We start from the raw sequence: 19,124 nt of genomic DNA, 5'->3' as shown, positions 1-19,124 counted from the left end.
AATTTGAATTTGGTAATTTAAGCCTAGTAGGTAAATATCGACTAAATGATCAACCTTACAATTGCAGTGTGTACCTATAATCGAAGCGAATTTCTTGAAATTTGTTTGCAACACCTTTTACCTCAAACGAAAGGTATTGAGTCTTTGCGCATTTTAATTGTTGATAACAATTCAAATGATACTACTCGAGAAGTAGTTCAAAACCTGCAAACAGAGTATAAAACTTTAGAATATTCACTTTGTACCATTCAAGGTTTAAGTCATGCTCGAAATCATGCCTTAAGCCAATGTGATTCAGTGTGGTTGAGTTTTTTGGATGATGATGCATACCCTGTAGATAATTGGTTAGAGACTAATATTAAACTTATCAATTCAGGTAGTTATGATGCGTTTGGTGGATTATATTTACCTTGGTACTTTGTTGGAAAAAAGGATTGGTTTCTAGAAACATATGAAACCAATAGTTCTTTTATGCCGGTTGTAGAAGAAAAACAGCTGGCGCCAAGCGATCCTTATTTTTCAGGTGGAAACTGTACTTTTAATGTATCGCTACTGAAAAGTGTGGGGGGGTTTTCTCCTTTATTAGGCATGAACGGAAATTCAATGGGCTATGGGGAAGAAGTGGCAGCTCAAAGAGCTCTTGCCATTAAAGGTGCTAGATTAGGTTTTAGTCGTAACCTTATTATTTATCATTATGTGCCGATGCACAAACAAACTGTAACTTGGGCATGGCGAAGAGCTTACAATATTGGTCGAGACTTTTGGTTTATTTGGGATAAACCGGTAACCAAGAAAAACTTTCGATTCTATATCACAAAAAAAGTTAAAAAGTCCTATAAACAACTAAAAGTGAGTATTAATAATGTTTACGAAACAAATTCTGATTATGGAATGAAAAATTTATTCTATGACCTATCAACATGGGCTGGGGTTTTAGGGCTAATTATAGGTGCCAGTGAAAGATATTCCCGAGATAAAAAACAAGCAGTCGAATAGCTATTATTCGACTTTCCTTACATGCATATTTCTTATGAGAATTAAACGCCTAATAGGTGCTAGGATTAGCCCCAATTTAACTCTTCAATATCACCATCAAAGCCTTGGTAATTGTACCCATCGGGTAACCAGTCCGCTAGATCGGCAATATGTATTGTATCTGGCTGGATATCGTCCCGCTCAATAATAACGGTAATGTTATATCCATACTTTTTAACCTTGGCGTTACGACAATTGAAACCTGCTAAAACTAAGTTATATAACAATAAGCCTCCGTTCCAAAGCGTAACATGCCCATTTACTATGTTATGTTTCAAGGGCGGAACTGTAATAGCAACCAGTGAATTTGGCTTCATTACGTTTTTTAAGTTTGTTAAAAATTCTATTGGATTGTATTGATGCTCCAAGCAATGGCAACACCAAATTAGATCATACTCAAATTCTTTACCGGTTAAATCTTCAACTTTTTTATTTATATATGTGATCTCTTGAGGAATTTCTGCGCCTGAGTCGTAGGGATCGACAGCTGTGACGGTTTTTCCACCTGTTTGAAATGCTTTAGATTGATCAAAATGGCCTCCGCAGCCTACATCAACCACAGATTCAAAGGAAAAGTCTTTTAGTAATTTTTCAATTGCTTTATCACCGCGCATTAGAACTCACTTTTGGATTATGTTTATAAATATCACTATTACTTATCGTTCAATTTACTATTTTAATTAATTTGTTTTTGTTAATGCCCAAATCTAACAGTCGATTATGGATCACGTCATAAGCAGTTGGCGACACAATTAGAATTGATTCTTCATTTTGAAACTCTTTTATATCCGAAATTTGTATTTGGTCTAAAAAGTCGTTTTTAGGCGTAGAAGTATAAATTTTGTCTGGTAATGGCAGATTATGAAATTGAATGTATGTAATTAAGTTTCTGGTTGAATCTCCGTCCCCAAAAAAGCTATAAGACTGTTTACTCACTATTTCAGTTAATAGATCAAGCTGCCAATATTTACATATAGCTAAGTAATTAAGCACAATTTCAGTCGTATAATCAGAGTTGAATTTTCGCGTCCAATTGATCAAAGATATAAATACTCTATTATCAATACTAGTCATCAACTCTTTTGCTATTTTTTGGCTTACTTCTCTTTCACCTAATTGTACGAGCAGGTCTAGCGCTTTTCGTCTAAATAATTCGGATGGTGAATCTATTTCATTATATTTCTTTTTTGTAATACGAGTTAACTCGGACACCTGCTTTGCAGGTATAACGACTGCATTTTTTTCTGCAGTTAATAACATTAACGATGTAACACTGAAGAATGAGCTGGGTTGTATATGGTCTTCTGCGCGTATGACAAAAAGAATTAGTCGCTCTTCTTTACCATGCAGTAGACTTTTAGGAAGCTTTTTTAAATAGTAATTCAGATAATCAGTAATGATATAAGAGTTTCCGTGCTGCTTGGCAGTGTTAGCAACATGATCTACCAACTCTAGTAGGCTATTCAGAGCTTTTGGTAAATTGAAGGTATTTGGATTTAATGTGTACTCATAAACATCTTTATTCATTGATGTTTGGCTAAAGCAGTAATAGCCTATTACTTGTTTTATTCTATCAAGACTATGGCCAACAAAATCAATACTTGACTGGCGAGAGTTTAATATTCTATTTGTAGCAGGGTCTTGGTTTATTGCCTCAATTCCAAGTGTTAAAAAAGAAGAATTCTGAATCGAATAACCTATATCCCGTTTATTAATTCTGGCAGAAATATGTGGCTCAATAAATAGTACCGGTTTTTCAGTAGAGTAAGCATATGTATAGGCTGTTGTTGCGTCTTTTCGCCCAAAAAACACCATGTACTTGGATGTGGCAAAGGTGCTGATATAAGAACCTTGACTAACTCTAAATCGCTCATTGCTAGAAAATTTATTAATTAACTCTTTGAACGAAGTTTTATTTAAGTCTCTTGGAAAAGGCCGTAAAACAATATTGTCTTTTGTTTGTTGTAGCAGGGTAGATAAACATATATCTAGTTGCTCGAACACATGGTAGTGAATGTCGTCAACATCAGTTAAGCAGACAATTATTGTGTCTTTAATTTGCTGCTGTTTACAGGCATGCCAACATCTGTCGAATTTAGGGTAACCTATTGCACCAATGAGTAGTTTTTTACTGTTATCGATTTGAATTAAGTTTTGAAAAGCGTCTGCTTTAACTTTCACCGTAGGCTGATACGTTGCACACATGATCAAGTCGGCTTGACGTAAGGTATTTGAGTTAGGGATAAATACACTCTCACCATACCCAGCATGGTGAAATGTGGCTAGTTTGAACGCTTGGTTATTTACGTAATCCAATAAATCAGCGGTAGTCCATACATAATCATGTTGACAACTGTGTAGTTTTTCTTTGGTAATTAAGATGGTTTTATAAGGAAACTCGGGTAACTCTTTCGGACTCCCAAGGGAAACTAAGTTGGGAAATTCTTGATGTAAATGATTCGCAACAGTTATGAAATAGTCTTGCAGGTAGGCTTGTTCAAAATAAAGTAAAAGTTTTTTCATTGTTGACTAATTTCTGAAAAAAATTGCTCTGCTACTATTTTGTCCGAAGGTGAGTCTACTTCAAACCACCACGACGAAATGGCAACCGTTCTTACTTCAATTCCAGCCGAAATTAAACGCTTCAATAAACCAGTCATATCCAACTTGTTAACCTCGTCTTCTGTATAACTTGAGATATGTTTTGCTATTTTTTTCCATCCTTCAGGAGTCGTTTTTATTAAGCCCATAAACTGGCCTTGTATATTGTTAATATCGTTAGTAGTTGCCCCTATTTCTATTAGTCGATTGTTAATTTGTAGAAATGTTTCAGCGTCTGAAAGTGGATCATCAAATCTTTGTTGCCAAAGCTTTAACCAATTCGGGTCGTAGGAAATAACCAAATCTGAGCGTTCTGAAGTTAACAAATCAACGACTTCTTTTGGGTAAATGATATCTGAGTAACTGATAATGCAATCGTATTTCTCCAACCAAGTATGAGCTTTGGTAAGAGATCTGACCATATTACTTGAAGCCCAGCTTTGATTGTGAAAATAATGATTAGGGTATTTAAAACACTCTTTTTTATAACCAGTAATAATCCCAATCTCATCAATATCAGAAGTATTCAATGCCTCTAGCTGCCATTCTACTAAGCATTTGTTGTCAATAGTTGTAAAACATTTTGGTGTATCATCAGTTAGAGCACCCATTCTGCTTCCGCGACCGGCGGCAAGTATTAAACCTTTATGCAATGGTATTCATCCTTTGAAAGAGTTGTTGAAATAATTGAATATTTTCTTTAACAAATGGCTTGTCACGTTCTGGGTGCCACATTATTCCCATTATTGGGGCTGAGTTGTGTTCAATGCATTTAATTACAGAGTCTTCACTCGTAACTAATACCTCAAAATTTTTTGGGGGGGCTGACACTTGAAAATTGTGATAAGAATTAACTTTAGATAGGTGTTTAATTGTTTTGCTCAGCCTACTTTCAGATTTGTGTACTATTTTCAACGATTCTGTCACATGTCCTTCACAGGCTCGTAAGGCAGAACCAAAATAATGGGAAATAAATTGCATGCCTCTGCATACGCCAAGTACGGGTAAATCTTTATCTAACGCATGCTGCAAGAGTATATTTTCACACTCATCTCTATTTTTATCTAATAAACCATCGCTCGCAACGTTGTTTCCACCTGTTAACAACAGGCCATCAAAATTAACTTCAGCACATATCATTTTTATAAGTGTAAGGTTATTTGGCACTATGATAGGTTGTAAGTTGCAGGCTAATAAAAACGATAACCAGCGTTGATCAATCCCATCTCTTATTTCTGCATAAGACGGGTTTGTATCGGCTCTCATGGATACGGCTATCTTGAGCATTATTTTAACGCTGTCACTGTTTTGTTCGCGCAATCGATATTTAAACGTTTTGCGTTGGACCAGGTATTATATAGGGCTTCACCAGCCCCCACTATGGCTGGAATTCCTAATTCGCAAGCTCTTATAGCCATATGAGAGTTAGCACCACCATACATGGTAATAAATCCTGAAATTTTATGTAAAAATATCCAGTCAAATCCGGGATCCGCATTGGGGATCATTAAGATGTTGCCTTGAAATTTTGATTTATCTTGCTCAATATCAATGACTGATCCCGATGTACTCCCTAAGGTAATGTAATTGGGTTCACTTTTAGGTCGTGTAAACTGTTTGACCTGATTTGAGGACGTAATTAACGCTGGTAACTGTAGGCAACATAAATCTTTAAAAGTTGTTCTGCCATTTTCAATACTTCTTTTTAATACCGGAGTGTTTTCTTCGCTACATGAGTAAAATTGCTTTACGACTTGTATGTCAGCATAAGACATATCGTCTTTACTTATACCAAGGCTCTCTCCCCAATTAGACAGTAAGGATAAAATATCGGAGAGACTTTTGGTAAATACAAATTTGCCATATTCTCGGCCTTTAATTGCCCCCCACAAAAAGTCGAATAGTTCGTCAATATTTTCACTATAGCCTATTTTATTGAGGTCTTGCTTAAGCCTCTGCTCAATACTAAATACATTTTGAGCTAGCGTTGAATGCGTCATTTCAAGCACATCTTCTTTAATGTCGTTAAAATATTGCTCGGGTGCTTCATCATAACGTTTGGTTAAAATGTCGTATGCACCAGGTCTGAGATGACCATATTTTTTTAAAAACTGTGATTTGCCTAAAACTTTATAGTCCTTAGACATTTCTGAACTTACAGTTTCTTTTGTACTCAGTATTAAGTCGTATTCTTTGGCATCAATTAAATTCATTCCGACAAATGATTTTAAAATTTGAATGGCTATAAATCCAGCTCTAGCTAATCCGGCAAATGGCAAGGTGCCGTAACGTTTACAGTCTTCTAATAACCAATAAATTTTTTCAATATCACTCAATTCACTGTTGTTAATGGCTGCTTGACGGTGTTTTAGCTTCTCAATTTTTGCAAGATCTTTTATCCATAGCGCACTTTTTGAATAAATAATTTTGTCTGTTATGGTTTTTAATGAAGCTTTAATACTGGCGATATCAGCATCAGAAAAGTCATACTCTTTTAGGTAGGCCAGTCGCTCACTAATATCTGGTGTATAACAAGAATGTATAATTTCGAATTCAACCTTGTCATGATAATTAGGATTATCGCGTAATTTTCCTAAGTAAACTTCAACTAACTTTTCTGCTAGCGGTTCATCTAGATCAGCTGGAATAAAAGAGTTAAAACTAACTCTTACATCTACGTATGGAGAGCCGTTCAAGTTAACTAATAATGGAAAGCTGCGTAAATTTCGATATCCATAATTATGTCGCTGATAGGCCCAGATGTTATCTGTAATAAGTTCTCTATACAAAGAAAAGGAAAGAGGGCGAGGACGAACGCCAATCATTTCCGCTGGATTCCAATCAGGCATAATGCCAAATATACCTTTTTTACCTAGTAAATAAGGATGGCTATTTGACAACCTAGCAACGGTACTTTCTATATTGGAAAGTACTTCACTTTGTTTTTGCAAAGAAATGTTATTTGTAGAATTTTTTACCAATGGACGAACCTGTAAAAGTATAAGTTCGTTTTCACGTGTAATAGCAAACTCAATGTCTATAGAGTCATAGTTAAAGGTCTGTTCTAATTCGTCAATGAGCTTGATTATAGAGCGAAAAGTCGGATGGCTTGTTAAGTTTTTGTCTTTGCTTTGGTAATAGGTTTTTAAGTTGTTACTGCTACCATCTGTAACAGTATCAAGCCGGCCTGATTCTTCGTCGTAGTTGATTATATAGTAATGGCCAGCACTGTTGGGATCTCGACTAAATGCAACGCCACTCATAGCTACATCACTAAGCATGGGTTGTACGAATACACCGTTGTGCGGGTGGAACTGGTCAAAACTATTGAATACTTTTGAGATAGCTTGTTCTATTTCGAAATGACTTTTTACATCCGCAATTGATAGATACTTCCCCGCCATAGAGTTATCAATGCCATCTTCATTTTCGGCACTACTTCTGACTATGACAGTATCGTTAATCCAGTGGGGGAGCCTGGTTAAGTTTGCTAATTTTTGCTCTGCACTTTCCCATTCTATAGCCGTAATTGGCAGCTGCGGCATTATTTTTGCGCTGCGCAATTGTGTTTCTAAGTTCGCTAAGTTCAGTGCTTTAGAAGAGAAATTTAAAGTTTTCATGCTAAATTCGTTTGGCGACCCATGCTCTAGTCGTATAAGTGACATCCAAATAGTCCATGCCAGAAATTCTTTGCTCCACAAAACTCATAAACTCGGAAAACCTTTGCTCTCCTGCTTGTGCCCTTATGTCATTTACAGACCACCATACACCTAAATATTCTTCAGTAGACTGTTTAACCGAATGTTCCGCTGAAAGAAACACTACGTCATCGAAATAAGGACTGCTAGTTAACATATCGGTTAAATTTTCAGTTAATCCGGATCTGCCTGAGGATACTCTTTTTAACTCAGGAACCAACTCATATAGTTTTTGTTCAATTTCTACCAATATAGGGTTTCTTTCGATATGGCGAGGATTCCATAGAGCAACGAATCTGCCATTTGGACGCAGAATTCGGGAAAACTCCTTAGTGCCTTTTTCAAAATCAACCCAATGAAATGAAGAGGCCATTGTAAGTAGGTCAGCAGAGTTATCAGATAAGTCGATTGCTTCACCACTGCCTGCCATCCATTGTATAGGCAATTTTTCGGAATCCATTTTGCCAAATTTGCGCATGTCATCATTGGGCTCTATTGCAATTGTAGAGTTTGGCAACATTTCGCTGACCATTCTGGTCCAAATTCCAGTACCTGCACCAACATCAACAAAGTCAACTTCAGCCATTGGGGCCGGTAGCAACGAAATAATACAATCTAAAACACTTTGAGAATACGCAGGACGAAATTTTGAATAGTTATCAGCTAGACCTGTAAAATCGCCGCTTTTTTTATTTGTTGTCATAATTTGAATACTCTTTTTATAAATTGCAGCTCTTGATAATCATTTTGGCTATCGATGTTGCATCTAGTTGTGTGTCGTTGGTAATTCTAATATCTGGATTTTGGGGCGTTTCAGCCGCAATATTAATACCTACTACCTTGTCTAGTGTCCCATTTTGAGCACTTGAATATAATTGCCCTTGATCTCTTTTTTTTAGCGTTTCCATATCTACATCTAGATAAATCTCAATATAATTATTAATATTTTTTCTATTCCAATCATGTATTTCATGGAAAAGCGAAACTGTAGAAACAATGACATTATGCCCTTGATCTGAAATCATTTTAGCCAACCTAGAATATTGATATGACAGTTGTTTACGCTCCTCTATCGAATACCCCCCAGCTACCCCAAATACTCTGCGCATTTCATCTCCGTCTAATAATATTACTTGCTTACCATTGTGTTTTAGTTGCTCGCAAATTAACTTCGCTGTAGTAGTTTTCCCTGAGCCTGGCAAGCCTGTAATCCAAAGTACTTTAGGTGTCATGGTTTAATTTTTCCAAATCTTCGCCCACTTTTAGTGAGCTCAGTTCAACATAGTCAAAATGTTCACGTAACAAGGAGTTAGGTGAACATGTTGCAAAGTGTATGCCTAGTGGGCTGAAAATATTCTCATTAATAATTGTTAAATAATCGACTATGGTTAACGATTTATTGCTTGCTGTATGTTTTTTATCTGCAGTGGCATGCTTAGCTTTAGGGTCAGGATTAAAGTTACTAATTCTATAGTCGTCCTGAGTAGCAGCTTTAACATCATGAATTGCTTGGCGGTTTGCTTGCATTAGATCCCAAAAATATTGATTGTTATTCAAATCTACACCCAACAGATAAATTTTCTTATACCCAAGCTGATGGGCGAAATGCACTGTACAATCTAGATTCGAAGCATGATGAATGAGTGTTCCTGCTTTATTAAACCATCTTGTTAAAATGTGTCTGATTAATGGTACTGATGTGCTTTTAGGTACTGATGGCGAATATAGATAAAGGTTATTATTACTATCGTCTAAATCAACTGTATCTCTACGCAGAAGGTGGCGCATTTGCAAAAAGGCCATTTCGTTTTTACGCGATTCTTGACTTAATAAATGATCATTTAAACATGCCATTGATTTAGGAGATTGACCTAATTCAATCATATGAAACCTAGGGCAAAAATGATGAGCGTAAAAATAATTCACACCTATACTGTCGTGCTGATTAATGATTTGCCATTCATTTTCTGTTAAGTCGTTAATGCTAGCGCCACATCCTAATATAAAAATAGTGTCACTTTTACGTTTGATATTATTGAAATTAATTTTTTGACCAGGGAAATAAGGCACCTCCGAGTAGAACTTGTTCGCTAGGTATCTATCCCAATTGTAAAGAATCAACTGTTTGGTTTGTTCTGGCGGCAGGGCCCATAATTTGGCTAACAATACTGAATGCAGCTTTCTTAATTTGAAAAGTAACGGTGAATAGAAATTATAAAAAGGGGTTTTGAAATGAAGTTTTTTCATTTATGAGCTAACGCCTTTTGAGCACAATTCATTACGTGAGTAATCACTGTATCTAGAGTACTTTTAGTTTGAGTAGCAGGCATACAAACGATACCATTTGTTGGCCAGATAATACCTGCTTTCCATAGTTCTTCTCTAAATTTAGACTGAACATGTGCTGGGCATTCTAGTGCGTCTCGTTGTTTTCTATTTTGAATTGGCTTATTTGTAAAGTAAATGCGGCTAATAGATTGATAACCGTTGGCCATAAACGGAATGTCGAGTTTTTGGAATGTTTGATTAAGCGAATTACGAAAATAATCAGATAAGTCTGATATTCGAGCGTACACTTCGTCTGTTAATTTATTCAAAGTCGCCAATCCCGCAGCTGCGGATAAAGGGTTGGCAGAAAAAGTTCCTCCAGTTAGTATGCTTTTGGTCGGTTCTGCAAACGTATTATCATAAACAAACTGATTACAAGCGACTAACCCCATGGGTAAGCCTCCACCGAGAACTTTACCATAGGTCACAATATCAGCTTCAAGGTTAAACGCTTGGCTTGCGCCCCCCTTAGCGACACGAAACCCGGTGATTATTTCATCAAAAATAACCAGTATGCCCAATGATCGACAATGCTTAACTAATTTAGTTAAGTAATCTTTAATTGCGGGTTGAGGGTTAGACCCTTGGATCGGCTCTATGATAATAGCCGCAAGTTTGTCGGCATTTTCTTTAAGTGTAGGCCAAATGCTTTCATCGTTATAAGGCAAAAGTAATGAGTATTCTAACGCAGAGTCTGGGATACCAGCGTAGCTCCTAATTTTAGTTTCACCAAATCGTCCACCATCATCTAACAATGTCCACTCATTCATTCCGTGCCAGCCACCTTGAAAAGATGCGATATGCATTTTTCCAGTTGCGGCTCTGGCTAACCTGATGGCCCTTTGGGTTGCTTCACTACCCGTATTACAAAAGATATAATTACTTAAATTGTCTGGTAAAAATTCGCTAACCTTTTGACCTAGGGCTTGGATAACTGGGTTATTTTGTAAATATATAGGCGAGCATTTAGCTTGCTGCTCAATTGCTTTAACAATATCTTCATCAGCGTGGCCAAAAATAAGTGAACCAGCGCCCATAGTCATATCGATATAATTTTCACCATCTAAAGATGTCAGAGTATTTTTAACACCTTTGACAAATTGTTGATTAGACTGGTTATATCCACCATTTAATATTTTGAAAGACGTCTTCATTATGCTGGCTTTCTCGCGATCACGAATACATTACCAGCTGTGGTTGTGGTTGAGAGTAATTGAGCAAATTGTTGCTTGAAGTTTTCGTCTTGTAAGTGTGTTTTTAGGAAACTTCCCAAGTGCTCGTCATACTGATTTGAAGATTGGGTTAGCTTATCAATGTAACTTATGTCTAACGTGCCATTTGGAGTTTGCATTTCGCTGATGTTAAATCCATGTCGGTGCATTAATATTTCGATACTGTTTGGATTAAATAAATTGATATGCCCAGGTGGTAATAATTGAACGTGATCTTTTCCTGCTATTTGCCATTCAAAACTATGGGTATTAGGTGTTGAAAAGAACCAATAACCACCAGGTTTTAACAAAGAAAATACTTTTTGGGTAAATATATCGATATCTTCAATATGCTCAATTGTGTCCCACAAAGTAATCGCGTCATACTTTTCTTCAGAGGGAAGGTCTTGTAACCAATTATTATATAAATTAATTTCAGGGAAACGTTGCTTTAACCTTGTACAGGCATCGGCACTTGGTTCGCAACAATGAATTGATAGTTCAGTATTTGAACGTTTTAGTGCTTCGATGAATATGCCTATTGCACTGCCTATGTCCAGAAGAAGGCCTTGTTTTACATAGTTATGGATGACATTGATCCGGTGGCTAAAAATAGGGATACGGTTTTCAAATGAATCAGCAAAAAATTGATTTTCAAACTCTTTCATTGGTCCATTGTAATAGCTGGCTAGTTGTTCATGGCTGGGCATGGGATTGCAAAATATTTGTTCACAATCGTCACAACGGTCGAGTCTAAAACCAAACTTTTCAACGTGAAAGTTAATATTATTTGATTGACATATTGAACACTGGTTTAACACCGGATTAGGGTTATGCATTTCATGACACACTCGGGCTGACTGGTGCATCATTTCAGTCAGTTTTTTTTGTTTGGTTTGGGTATGAATTGCATCAAAAGTAATATTACTCATGTGTTTAACTGCTACTTAATAATTGGGCGCCAAATTTTGGCATGTTCGTGACCATGTAACGTTCCGTCAGTATTACAACCGCTACAAGGTGCACAGGCTCTAGAACCATTTAGTAGTTTTTTTCTGAATTGGTTGTAGTAACGAGATGTCCATACATCCATCAATGTTTGTGCATGTAAGTTGCCAAATTTAACTTTACGATTCCAATCTTGCATACATAATAAAACATCACCATTCCAATCAAGAGTGAGTGAATAGGCCGTATAATAACAGGGGTGTTTAACGTCTATGGGGGCTTGATCTCCTACGTTTATGGTACCTGCACGATTAGTTAATTTTAAACCAAAACTATCTTCTTCATTGTGCCACCGATCACGTAAAATATAGTGACTTTCATCTAATCCACAATTGGAAAATTTTTCATTGAATTTTGCTCTTTGCTCTGGACCATCGTACATACTGACGACAAAATAATCTAATCCAGCTTGGTGCAACTCAGTGATCTTTTTTTCTTTCAAAAAGTCTCCATTGGTGACAATCTCTAGTCGACATACATCTTTGAAAATAGAAACTAATTCGGTGAATTGTGGGTGCATCATGGGTTCGCCAAACCCCGAGAAAACAATAACCCCTTGATAGTTTAATTTTATTAAATCGTCGGCTATTTTTTGCGCTAAACCAAGATCCATATGTAGTTGCTGATTAGGGTATTCTTCTTCATGCACCCGAGGGCAAAATACACATTTTCTATTACAAAGTTCAGTTGGGTTAATATCGATCCAGCTAAACAAAGGTGTATCGTCGATTATTTGAACATCATCGATATAAACTGATTTTCTGCGTAAATTAGATTTTGTTGCTTCATTTAACATCTGTAACTCTCTTAATCAGTACCAGAACATGCATTATTTTCGATGATAAAAAGTCCATCTTGATTTCTAAATCCTTCATCATTAAATTCTGCGTGGGTTAATTTTGCATAACCTCTTACAGAACCAAAATATTGATAAGCTCCAGCGAAGCCATCAATGTATTCGTTGCCAAAACGTTGCTCTCTAGCAAAAGCGTTGCTAATGATGAGTTTGCCGTTGTTTTCTAGTAAATTTAGGCAGTTTTTTAAGACGTCATCTAACTGGGGTAATATGTACCACAACAGTTGATTTAGGATAACAACATCATATTTATCTTCGATTTTTAAATTGGGGGTGGTTATGTCGCGCATTGCAAAATTAAAGTTTGGAAATAATTCTTGGGCTTTCAGAATGGCAGATTCACTAATATCCCAACCTACATATTTTGCTGAGTGAATATTGGCAAAGTGCTCGCTTGCATACCCGAGCCCACAGCCGATCTCTAGAATATTATTAGCATTGGTTTTGTTTAGCCAAGCTGCAACGCGATCTCTAGACTGGATGTAATATTCTGCGGATTCGCCCTGGGCAGATTGATCCCAAGGATCTTTCTCCGATTGATAATATTCATCAAAATTTCCGACAAATTTCATTTTTCCACTTTCATCTTCGGTAAAAATAAAATCTTTTGAGACGTTATGGGTCATTCAACATCCTATGCTAGTTTAATTAAAAAACTATCTTAACTACCTATCGACCACTTAATGAAAAGTATTAATTGGTATATATTTTTTGTAGAAATACACTTGTGTTTGCCTCTACCAAAGAGTGTATGTATCTCCCTTTTTTACTTTTTTACGTTTTTTAAACCAAAGTGCCGCACATATAATCAAAATAACACCAATACCTAGGTAAACCATAATTAACTCCAATTACTATCTTGTTTAAGCGGCTTTTTATATAAACGCGCAATAATACCTACTGGAACGATGTAAAATAAATAGATAATTAGACTAAAAATATACAAAAGCACGTACTTAATCTTTTTCAAAAGAGTTGATGTATTCATCTATTTCTTCCTTATTCGAAGGGTTTTGTTCTTTTAATACTAAATAGTTACCAATCGCTAAGGCATCCATATGTGTTAATTTGAAACACTTTATAGCATCTTCTGGTGTGCAAACGATTGGCTCCCCTCTTATATTAAATGATGTATTAATGATTACTGCTGAATCGGTTATGGACTTAAATTTAGAAATCAAAGCGTGGTACTTGGGGTTGGTCTTTTTAGAAACGCTTTGTACTCTAGCCGTGTAATCAACGTGAGTTACGGCAGGAATGTCCGAGCGTACCTGATGAATATCAGATTCTATGTTAGGGGAAATTCCATCGTTTAAACACCTATCTTGGTTAACTGTCGCAACAAGCAACATATAAGGTGAGGGGCATTGTAGTTGAAAATAATGTTCTACATCTTCTTCTAAAACACTAGGGGCAAATGGCCTAAATGACTCTCTAAATTTAATTTTAAGATTCATTTGTTTTTGTAGATTTGGACTTTGCGCGTTGCCAATTATACTCCTATTTCCTAAGGCTCTTGGCCCAAACTCCATTCTTCCTTGAAACCATCCTATTACTTTATCGTTTTTTAATAAGGAGGCAGTTTGTTCAATTAACGTATCTGGCTTTAATTTTGTGAATGATAAGTCTAATTTGATCAGAGCTTTTTCAATATTTTCGTCAGAGAATTGAGGACCTAAATAACTGCCTTGCATGGAATCAGTGTTCTCGCGCTCAACAGTTCGAGGTTTGCAGGAATATACATGATGTAATGCCGCGCCTAGCGCAGTTCCGGCATCACCCGATGCTGGTTGTATCCATATCTTATCAAAGCCGCTTTCTTTAAGTAAACGACCATTGGCAACGCAGTTAAGTGCCACTCCTCCAGCCAAACATAGATTTTTGCTATTAGTCATAGTTTTGGCATATTGAGCAATTTTCAAAACTATTATTTCTGTTACATCCTGAATAGAAGAGGCTATATCTGCATATTCCTGGGTAAGTGGAGACTCGGACGTTCTAGCTGGTATACCTATTAATTTTTCGAGCTTTTCACCAAACATTCTCGGTTCATGGCAGAAATTGAAATACTCCATATTCAACTTTATAGATCCGTCAGCAAATATTTTTACTAATTTATCTTGGATTAAATCTTTATATTTAGGTTGGCCATAGGGAGCTAACCCCATTAATTTGTATTCGCCAGAATTTACCTTAAATCCACAAAATACTGTAAATACGGAATATAGTAAGCCTACTGAATCTGGAAATTCTAAGGTTTTCTTAATTTGAATATTTGAACCTTCACCATGAGCAATAGTGGTGGTTTCGATTTCACCCACTCCATCCATCGTGATAATGGCTGCATCTTCAAATGGAGAAGGGTAGAAAGCACTGGCTAAGTGTGAAGTATGATGATGTAAAAAAGTTAACTTAGCGGCAGCTTCTTTGCCTAATATTTTTGTTACGTTTCGTTTAATGAAGTGTTTTTGTAATAAATATTGAGGAAAAGTATCCATATACAAAAAAAAGCCTTTGAATACGTTTTTGATGTGGTTAGAAATGATGCGACTGAGCTTTAAGGTTGGGTTTTCGTAGTACACGATGCTATCAATTTGTGATAGTGAAATTTCAGCTTCCTCCAGACAATAATTTACAGCCTTAATTGGGAATGCTGCGTCATGTTTTATACGCGTAAACCTTTCTTCCTGAGCTGCTGCAATTATTTTATCGTCTTTAAGCAGAGCTGCCGCTGAGTCATGATAATAAGCTGAAATGCCAAGAGTATACATAAGCCGTTCCTTAACTTTTAGAATCGAAAATTTGTAGCTTGAACAATTCATCAGCAATATGGCTAGCAACTGTTATGCAGCCTTTATCAGTAAAATGAACTGAATCAAACATCATGTCTTCAGTTTTTGGGATTGCACTTTCTAAGTCGATTAAGGTGACGTTTAGCTCAGCAGCAACTTGTCTAATACAATTATTTAATGAATTAAAATATCCAGAGACTTTTTCATAAGATAATCCTTTTTCTTTCATCATGGTTTCTACATGTTCTCGAATAATATTGTCAGGGTTATCTTTCAAACGACTCGCTTGGGTCATTAATATAGGGTGAACATGCTTTAGACGGCAGGTAAATATAAAGAGATGCAAATTGTCAGTAAATTGCTTGAGGTAAGTTTTTTCATCTAATTTTGATGGTAGGTTTCTTACCTTTGCAAACTCATCATTTTTATTTTCAGTCAAACCTAATAAATCGCCTACTATACGCTTGAGCTTATTTATTTTTTTATTTAAGTAAACTTTCCGCATCATGCTACTTGGCATGGCATCCCATGCACTGCGAGCTAAAATTTTACGAGAAGGGGTATGCGCTTTCCAATAATCAGATTCATGGATCATTAACACTAAGTCATTAATATTGTGCATCATAACCACACAATTGGGCTTTAGGGGCAAAATTTTATTAATTAAAAGGTTGACACTTTGAGCTGTCGTATTTCCCCATACACCGGAATTGAAACAATTGATTTTGATTCCACTATTGCATCGTTTATTAAAGTCAGTCGCTACTCGTGTGGGCCACCTAACATCAGCATTATTCCAAATACATTCCGTTGTACTACCTCCTAAAAAATACACTTTCGCCGTAGTTTTTTTAGACTCTTTATTTAAACCAATAAATCCATTTTCGTCAGTTTGCATTGTAAAAAAAGTGTCATCTAGATGACCATTAGAATCTGCAACCTTATCAGCAGGTGGTTTTAATCTATAGTGTTTATTTGGTGGGTAATCCCTACATTGGATTTTCTGGTATCGACCTGGAGTAATGAGTCCCACAACCTCCAATATATTGTTTTTCAAAGTAATTCCAAATAAAAAATGGAGCGTATAAGTACTATATCGGTTTTAATAAATGAATGTTTAATGATTTTTATAATATTAACTCCGGACTAAATAAATGGTCATGTTCCAATAATTTCAGATCGTATATTTAGCTTTATATACATAGTTATTGATATAAATAATTAATGAAAAGAAAATGGTGTTTAAAAAATGACCGCTTGTCTGCTATTCTAAGCAAAGGTAGAGGAGGGTATTCCTATGATTAAAATTGATAATGGTTCAAATACGTCTTTGTTACAGCAGATCCAGAATAAACAAGAGTCTATTTTGGAAAAGCTATCTTCAGGCAAACGTATTAATAGTGCGGCTGATGGTGCTGCAGCTCAACAAATTATTGACCGCTTAACTTCGCAAGTAGAAGGCACACGTCAAGCTGTTTCAAATGCCTACGATGGCGTGTCTTTAGCCCAAGTGGCTGAAGGTGGATTGTCTGGAATTGGCGAAGATGTGAATCGTATTCGTGAATTATCGGTTCAGGCTGGTAATGGTATTTTAAGTGATTCTGATAGAAGTGCCATTCAAGCAGAAGTCAGCCAGTTACAAGAAAATATTTCTCAAACTATCGAACAAACCGAGTTTGGTGGTAAGTCATTGTTAGGCTCTGATGGAAATATCGATTTTCAAGTCGGTGCTAATGCAGGACAAAAGATTGGCGTGCAAACTCAAGACGTAGCGGCTGGTTTAAGTGACATTTTAAATGTTGACCTAAGTACCGCTCAAGGCGCTGAAGATGCATTAGTCGCTGCAGATAGTGCGGTTGAATTTGTTGGCAGCGCACGCGCTGATCTAGGTGCCACACAAAATCAATTTGAAAGTGCCGCCCGTAATTTGCAGCAAGCTGATGTAAATATTGCTGCTGCCAGAAGTCGAATTCAAGATACCGATTATGCCCAGGCTACATCTGAAAATGCTGCTGCGGGTATTTTGAGTGATACCAGTATTGCAGTACAAAATATTTCTAATCAACAAGCAGGGCAAGTACTTTCATTATTGAATGGATAGTTTGTAAATGACAGTTTGTTTTAATACAAAGAATTAAGAGTGGCTTGGCTGCTCTTTTTTTTGCTTAAATAAAATACGATTATATTCTTTTACTAAAATCCCTTTAAATTATTTTATTGCTATCCACTCTTTAATGGTTAAAATCGTATACATTACAGTTAATTATAACAACATCGAAATACTGGAGATGGGATGAGCAATGTTTTGATTATTAGTTCTGACGAAGTACGGGCCAATAATCTAAGTACTATTCTGGCCTTCTTAGGTGATGTTTGTATTAACGTGCCATTTTCATCAGCGATCTCCACCCTTCAAGAAAGACAAGATATCCAAGCAGTATTAATTGATGCTAGTAATCTGGATTTAGCTTCAGATATTAGCGAAAAATTTCCACAACAGCCTTTTGTATTTGTTGGTAATTTAGATGGTTTTGAACCTAAAGGTAATATAGTGGGTGTGGTGGATGAGCCTGTCACTTATCCGATTTTGACTCAAATGTTACATCGTTGCCAAGAATATATTCGTCATCAACCTAGTGCTAAAACCAGTGTACAAAATAAAACCCGATTATTCCGAAGTTTAGTGGGTAAAAGCAATCAAATTCAAAGTGTTAGGCATTTAATAGAACAAGTTGCTCCTACTGAGGCCAATGTTTTGGTGCTTGGCGAGTCAGGCACAGGTAAAGAGGTGATTGCTAGAAACGTTCATTTTTTGTCTAACCGCACAGACAGTATTTTTATCCCTGTGAACTGTGGTGCTATTCCTGGTGAATTGTTAGAAAGTGAATTGTTTGGTCACGAAAAAGGCGCATTTACTGGAGCTGTTGGAGCCAGAAAAGGTCGTTTCGAATTAGCAGAGGGCGGTACCTTATTTTTAGATGAAATTGGCGATATGCCACTGCAAATGCAAGTAAAGTTGCTGCGTGTGTTACAAGAACGTACTTATGAAAGGGTAGGTGGTACTAAACCTATTAAATGTAATGTGCGAGTCATTGCTGCTACCCATAGAAATTTAGAAGACATGATTGAACAAGGTCTGTTCAGAGAAGATTTGTATTATCGACTTAATGTGTTTCCTATTGAAAGCCCGGCATTACGTGAACGAAAAGAAGACATACCCTTATTACTGCAAGAATTAGTCTCTCGACTTGAAACTGAAAACTCTCAAATACGCTTTACCGAAAATGCCTTAACTTCACTTATGGAGCATAATTGGGCGGGGAATGTCAGAGAGTTGTCTAATTTGGTTGAGCGATTAATGATCTTATATCCCGATCGTTTAATTGATTTGGCTGACTTACCTAAAAAATACAAGCATATCGACGCTGAAACATACGAGCCCGATTATCCTGAAGAGTTGTTAGAGCGTGAGGCTATTAACGCTCTATTTGGCGATAATGCGGATAGTAGTGAAGAGGTGTAATGGTCTAATTATTCAAAACACATTGTTGGAGGTATCATAACCAAAACCAACGAGGTAATAATGAGTAAGAAA

At 36.4% G+C, this 19,124-nt stretch carries 17 protein-coding genes; 3 read left to right on the top strand and 14 right to left on the bottom strand.

Annotated features, from left to right (window positions below):
* Positions 1-45: 45 nt before the first annotated feature.
* Positions 46-996: a glycosyltransferase gene (locus L0668_RS08385; RefSeq protein WP_235311737.1), complete on the top strand. Its 951-nt coding sequence runs from the start codon at positions 46-48 to the stop codon at positions 994-996.
* A 65-nt stretch (positions 997-1,061) separates the two neighbouring features.
* On the opposite strand, the gene L0668_RS08380 is transcribed toward L0668_RS08385, so the two are convergent.
* The 14 genes from L0668_RS08380 to L0668_RS08315 all read right to left on the bottom strand — a co-directional run bounded on the left by L0668_RS08380 (position 1,062) and on the right by L0668_RS08315 (position 16,586).
* The gene (locus L0668_RS08380) at positions 1,062-1,649 is read right to left on the bottom strand and encodes a class I SAM-dependent methyltransferase (protein WP_235311735.1); all 588 of its coding nucleotides are present in this window, start codon (positions 1,647-1,649) and stop codon (positions 1,062-1,064) included.
* Positions 1,650-1,698: 49 nt separating this feature from the next.
* On the bottom strand, positions 1,699-3,558 hold the full coding sequence (locus L0668_RS08375) for a hypothetical protein (protein ID WP_235311734.1): 1,860 nt from the start codon (positions 3,556-3,558) through the stop codon (positions 1,699-1,701).
* Complete coding sequence (locus L0668_RS08370) at positions 3,555-4,289, bottom strand: phosphocholine cytidylyltransferase family protein (RefSeq protein WP_235311733.1); 735 nt, start codon at positions 4,287-4,289, stop codon at positions 3,555-3,557. The genes L0668_RS08375 and L0668_RS08370 overlap by 4 nt, the downstream gene beginning before the upstream one ends.
* Positions 4,282-4,902: a gamma-glutamyl-gamma-aminobutyrate hydrolase family protein gene (locus tag L0668_RS08365; protein ID WP_235311732.1), complete on the bottom strand. Its 621-nt coding sequence runs from the start codon at positions 4,900-4,902 to the stop codon at positions 4,282-4,284. The genes L0668_RS08370 and L0668_RS08365 overlap by 8 nt, the downstream gene beginning before the upstream one ends.
* 20 nt (positions 4,903-4,922) lie before the next feature.
* Positions 4,923-7,256 carry a PEP/pyruvate-binding domain-containing protein gene (locus tag L0668_RS08360; RefSeq protein WP_235311731.1) on the bottom strand — a complete coding sequence of 778 codons (2,334 nt, stop codon included), beginning with the start codon at positions 7,254-7,256 and terminating at the stop codon, positions 4,923-4,925.
* A 1-nt stretch (position 7,257) separates the two neighbouring features.
* A complete protein-coding gene (locus tag L0668_RS08355) occupies positions 7,258-8,037 on the bottom strand; it encodes a class I SAM-dependent methyltransferase (protein ID WP_235311730.1) in 780 nt (259 codons plus the stop codon).
* 16 nt (positions 8,038-8,053) lie between these two features.
* Positions 8,054-8,566 carry an adenylyl-sulfate kinase gene (locus tag L0668_RS08350; RefSeq protein WP_235311729.1) on the bottom strand — a complete coding sequence of 171 codons (513 nt, stop codon included), beginning with the start codon at positions 8,564-8,566 and terminating at the stop codon, positions 8,054-8,056.
* On the bottom strand, positions 8,556-9,581 hold the full coding sequence (locus L0668_RS08345) for a hypothetical protein (protein ID WP_235311727.1): 1,026 nt from the start codon (positions 9,579-9,581) through the stop codon (positions 8,556-8,558). The genes L0668_RS08350 and L0668_RS08345 overlap by 11 nt, the downstream gene beginning before the upstream one ends.
* Positions 9,578-10,816 (bottom strand): aminotransferase class III-fold pyridoxal phosphate-dependent enzyme, encoded by a 1,239-nt coding sequence (locus L0668_RS08340; RefSeq protein ID WP_235311726.1) that lies wholly within the window; start codon positions 10,814-10,816, stop codon positions 9,578-9,580. Before L0668_RS08340 ends, L0668_RS08345 begins: the two co-directional genes overlap by 4 nt.
* A complete protein-coding gene (locus tag L0668_RS08335; protein ID WP_235311725.1) occupies positions 10,816-11,805 on the bottom strand; it encodes a class I SAM-dependent methyltransferase in 990 nt (329 codons plus the stop codon). The genes L0668_RS08340 and L0668_RS08335 overlap by 1 nt, the downstream gene beginning before the upstream one ends.
* 11 nt (positions 11,806-11,816) lie before the next feature.
* The gene (locus L0668_RS08330; RefSeq protein ID WP_235311724.1) at positions 11,817-12,677 is read right to left on the bottom strand and encodes a radical SAM/SPASM domain-containing protein; all 861 of its coding nucleotides are present in this window, start codon (positions 12,675-12,677) and stop codon (positions 11,817-11,819) included.
* A gap of 11 nt (positions 12,678-12,688) precedes the next feature.
* The gene (locus L0668_RS08325) at positions 12,689-13,363 is read right to left on the bottom strand and encodes a class I SAM-dependent methyltransferase (protein WP_235311723.1); all 675 of its coding nucleotides are present in this window, start codon (positions 13,361-13,363) and stop codon (positions 12,689-12,691) included.
* Positions 13,364-13,693: 330 nt separating this feature from the next.
* Positions 13,694-15,559 (bottom strand): carbamoyltransferase family protein, encoded by a 1,866-nt coding sequence (locus L0668_RS08320; RefSeq protein WP_235311722.1) that lies wholly within the window; start codon positions 15,557-15,559, stop codon positions 13,694-13,696.
* Positions 15,519-16,586 carry an SGNH/GDSL hydrolase family protein gene (locus tag L0668_RS08315; protein ID WP_235311721.1) on the bottom strand — a complete coding sequence of 356 codons (1,068 nt, stop codon included), beginning with the start codon at positions 16,584-16,586 and terminating at the stop codon, positions 15,519-15,521. Before L0668_RS08315 ends, L0668_RS08320 begins: the two co-directional genes overlap by 41 nt.
* Positions 16,587-16,826: 240 nt before the next feature.
* On the opposite strand from L0668_RS08315, the gene L0668_RS08310 reads away from it, so the two are divergent.
* Both L0668_RS08310 and L0668_RS08305 read left to right on the top strand, forming a co-directional pair.
* Complete coding sequence (locus L0668_RS08310; protein ID WP_235311718.1) at positions 16,827-17,630, top strand: flagellin N-terminal helical domain-containing protein; 804 nt, start codon at positions 16,827-16,829, stop codon at positions 17,628-17,630.
* Positions 17,631-17,822: 192 nt separating this feature from the next.
* Positions 17,823-19,052: a sigma-54 dependent transcriptional regulator gene (locus L0668_RS08305; RefSeq protein ID WP_235311716.1), complete on the top strand. Its 1,230-nt coding sequence runs from the start codon at positions 17,823-17,825 to the stop codon at positions 19,050-19,052.
* Positions 19,053-19,124 lie beyond the last annotated feature (72 nt).

The sequence above is a fragment of the Paraglaciecola algarum genome, assembly GCF_021532655.1.
Lineage (GTDB): Bacteria > Pseudomonadota > Gammaproteobacteria > Enterobacterales > Alteromonadaceae > Paraglaciecola > Paraglaciecola algarum.
This window is presented reverse-complemented; position numbering and strand designations above follow the sequence as displayed.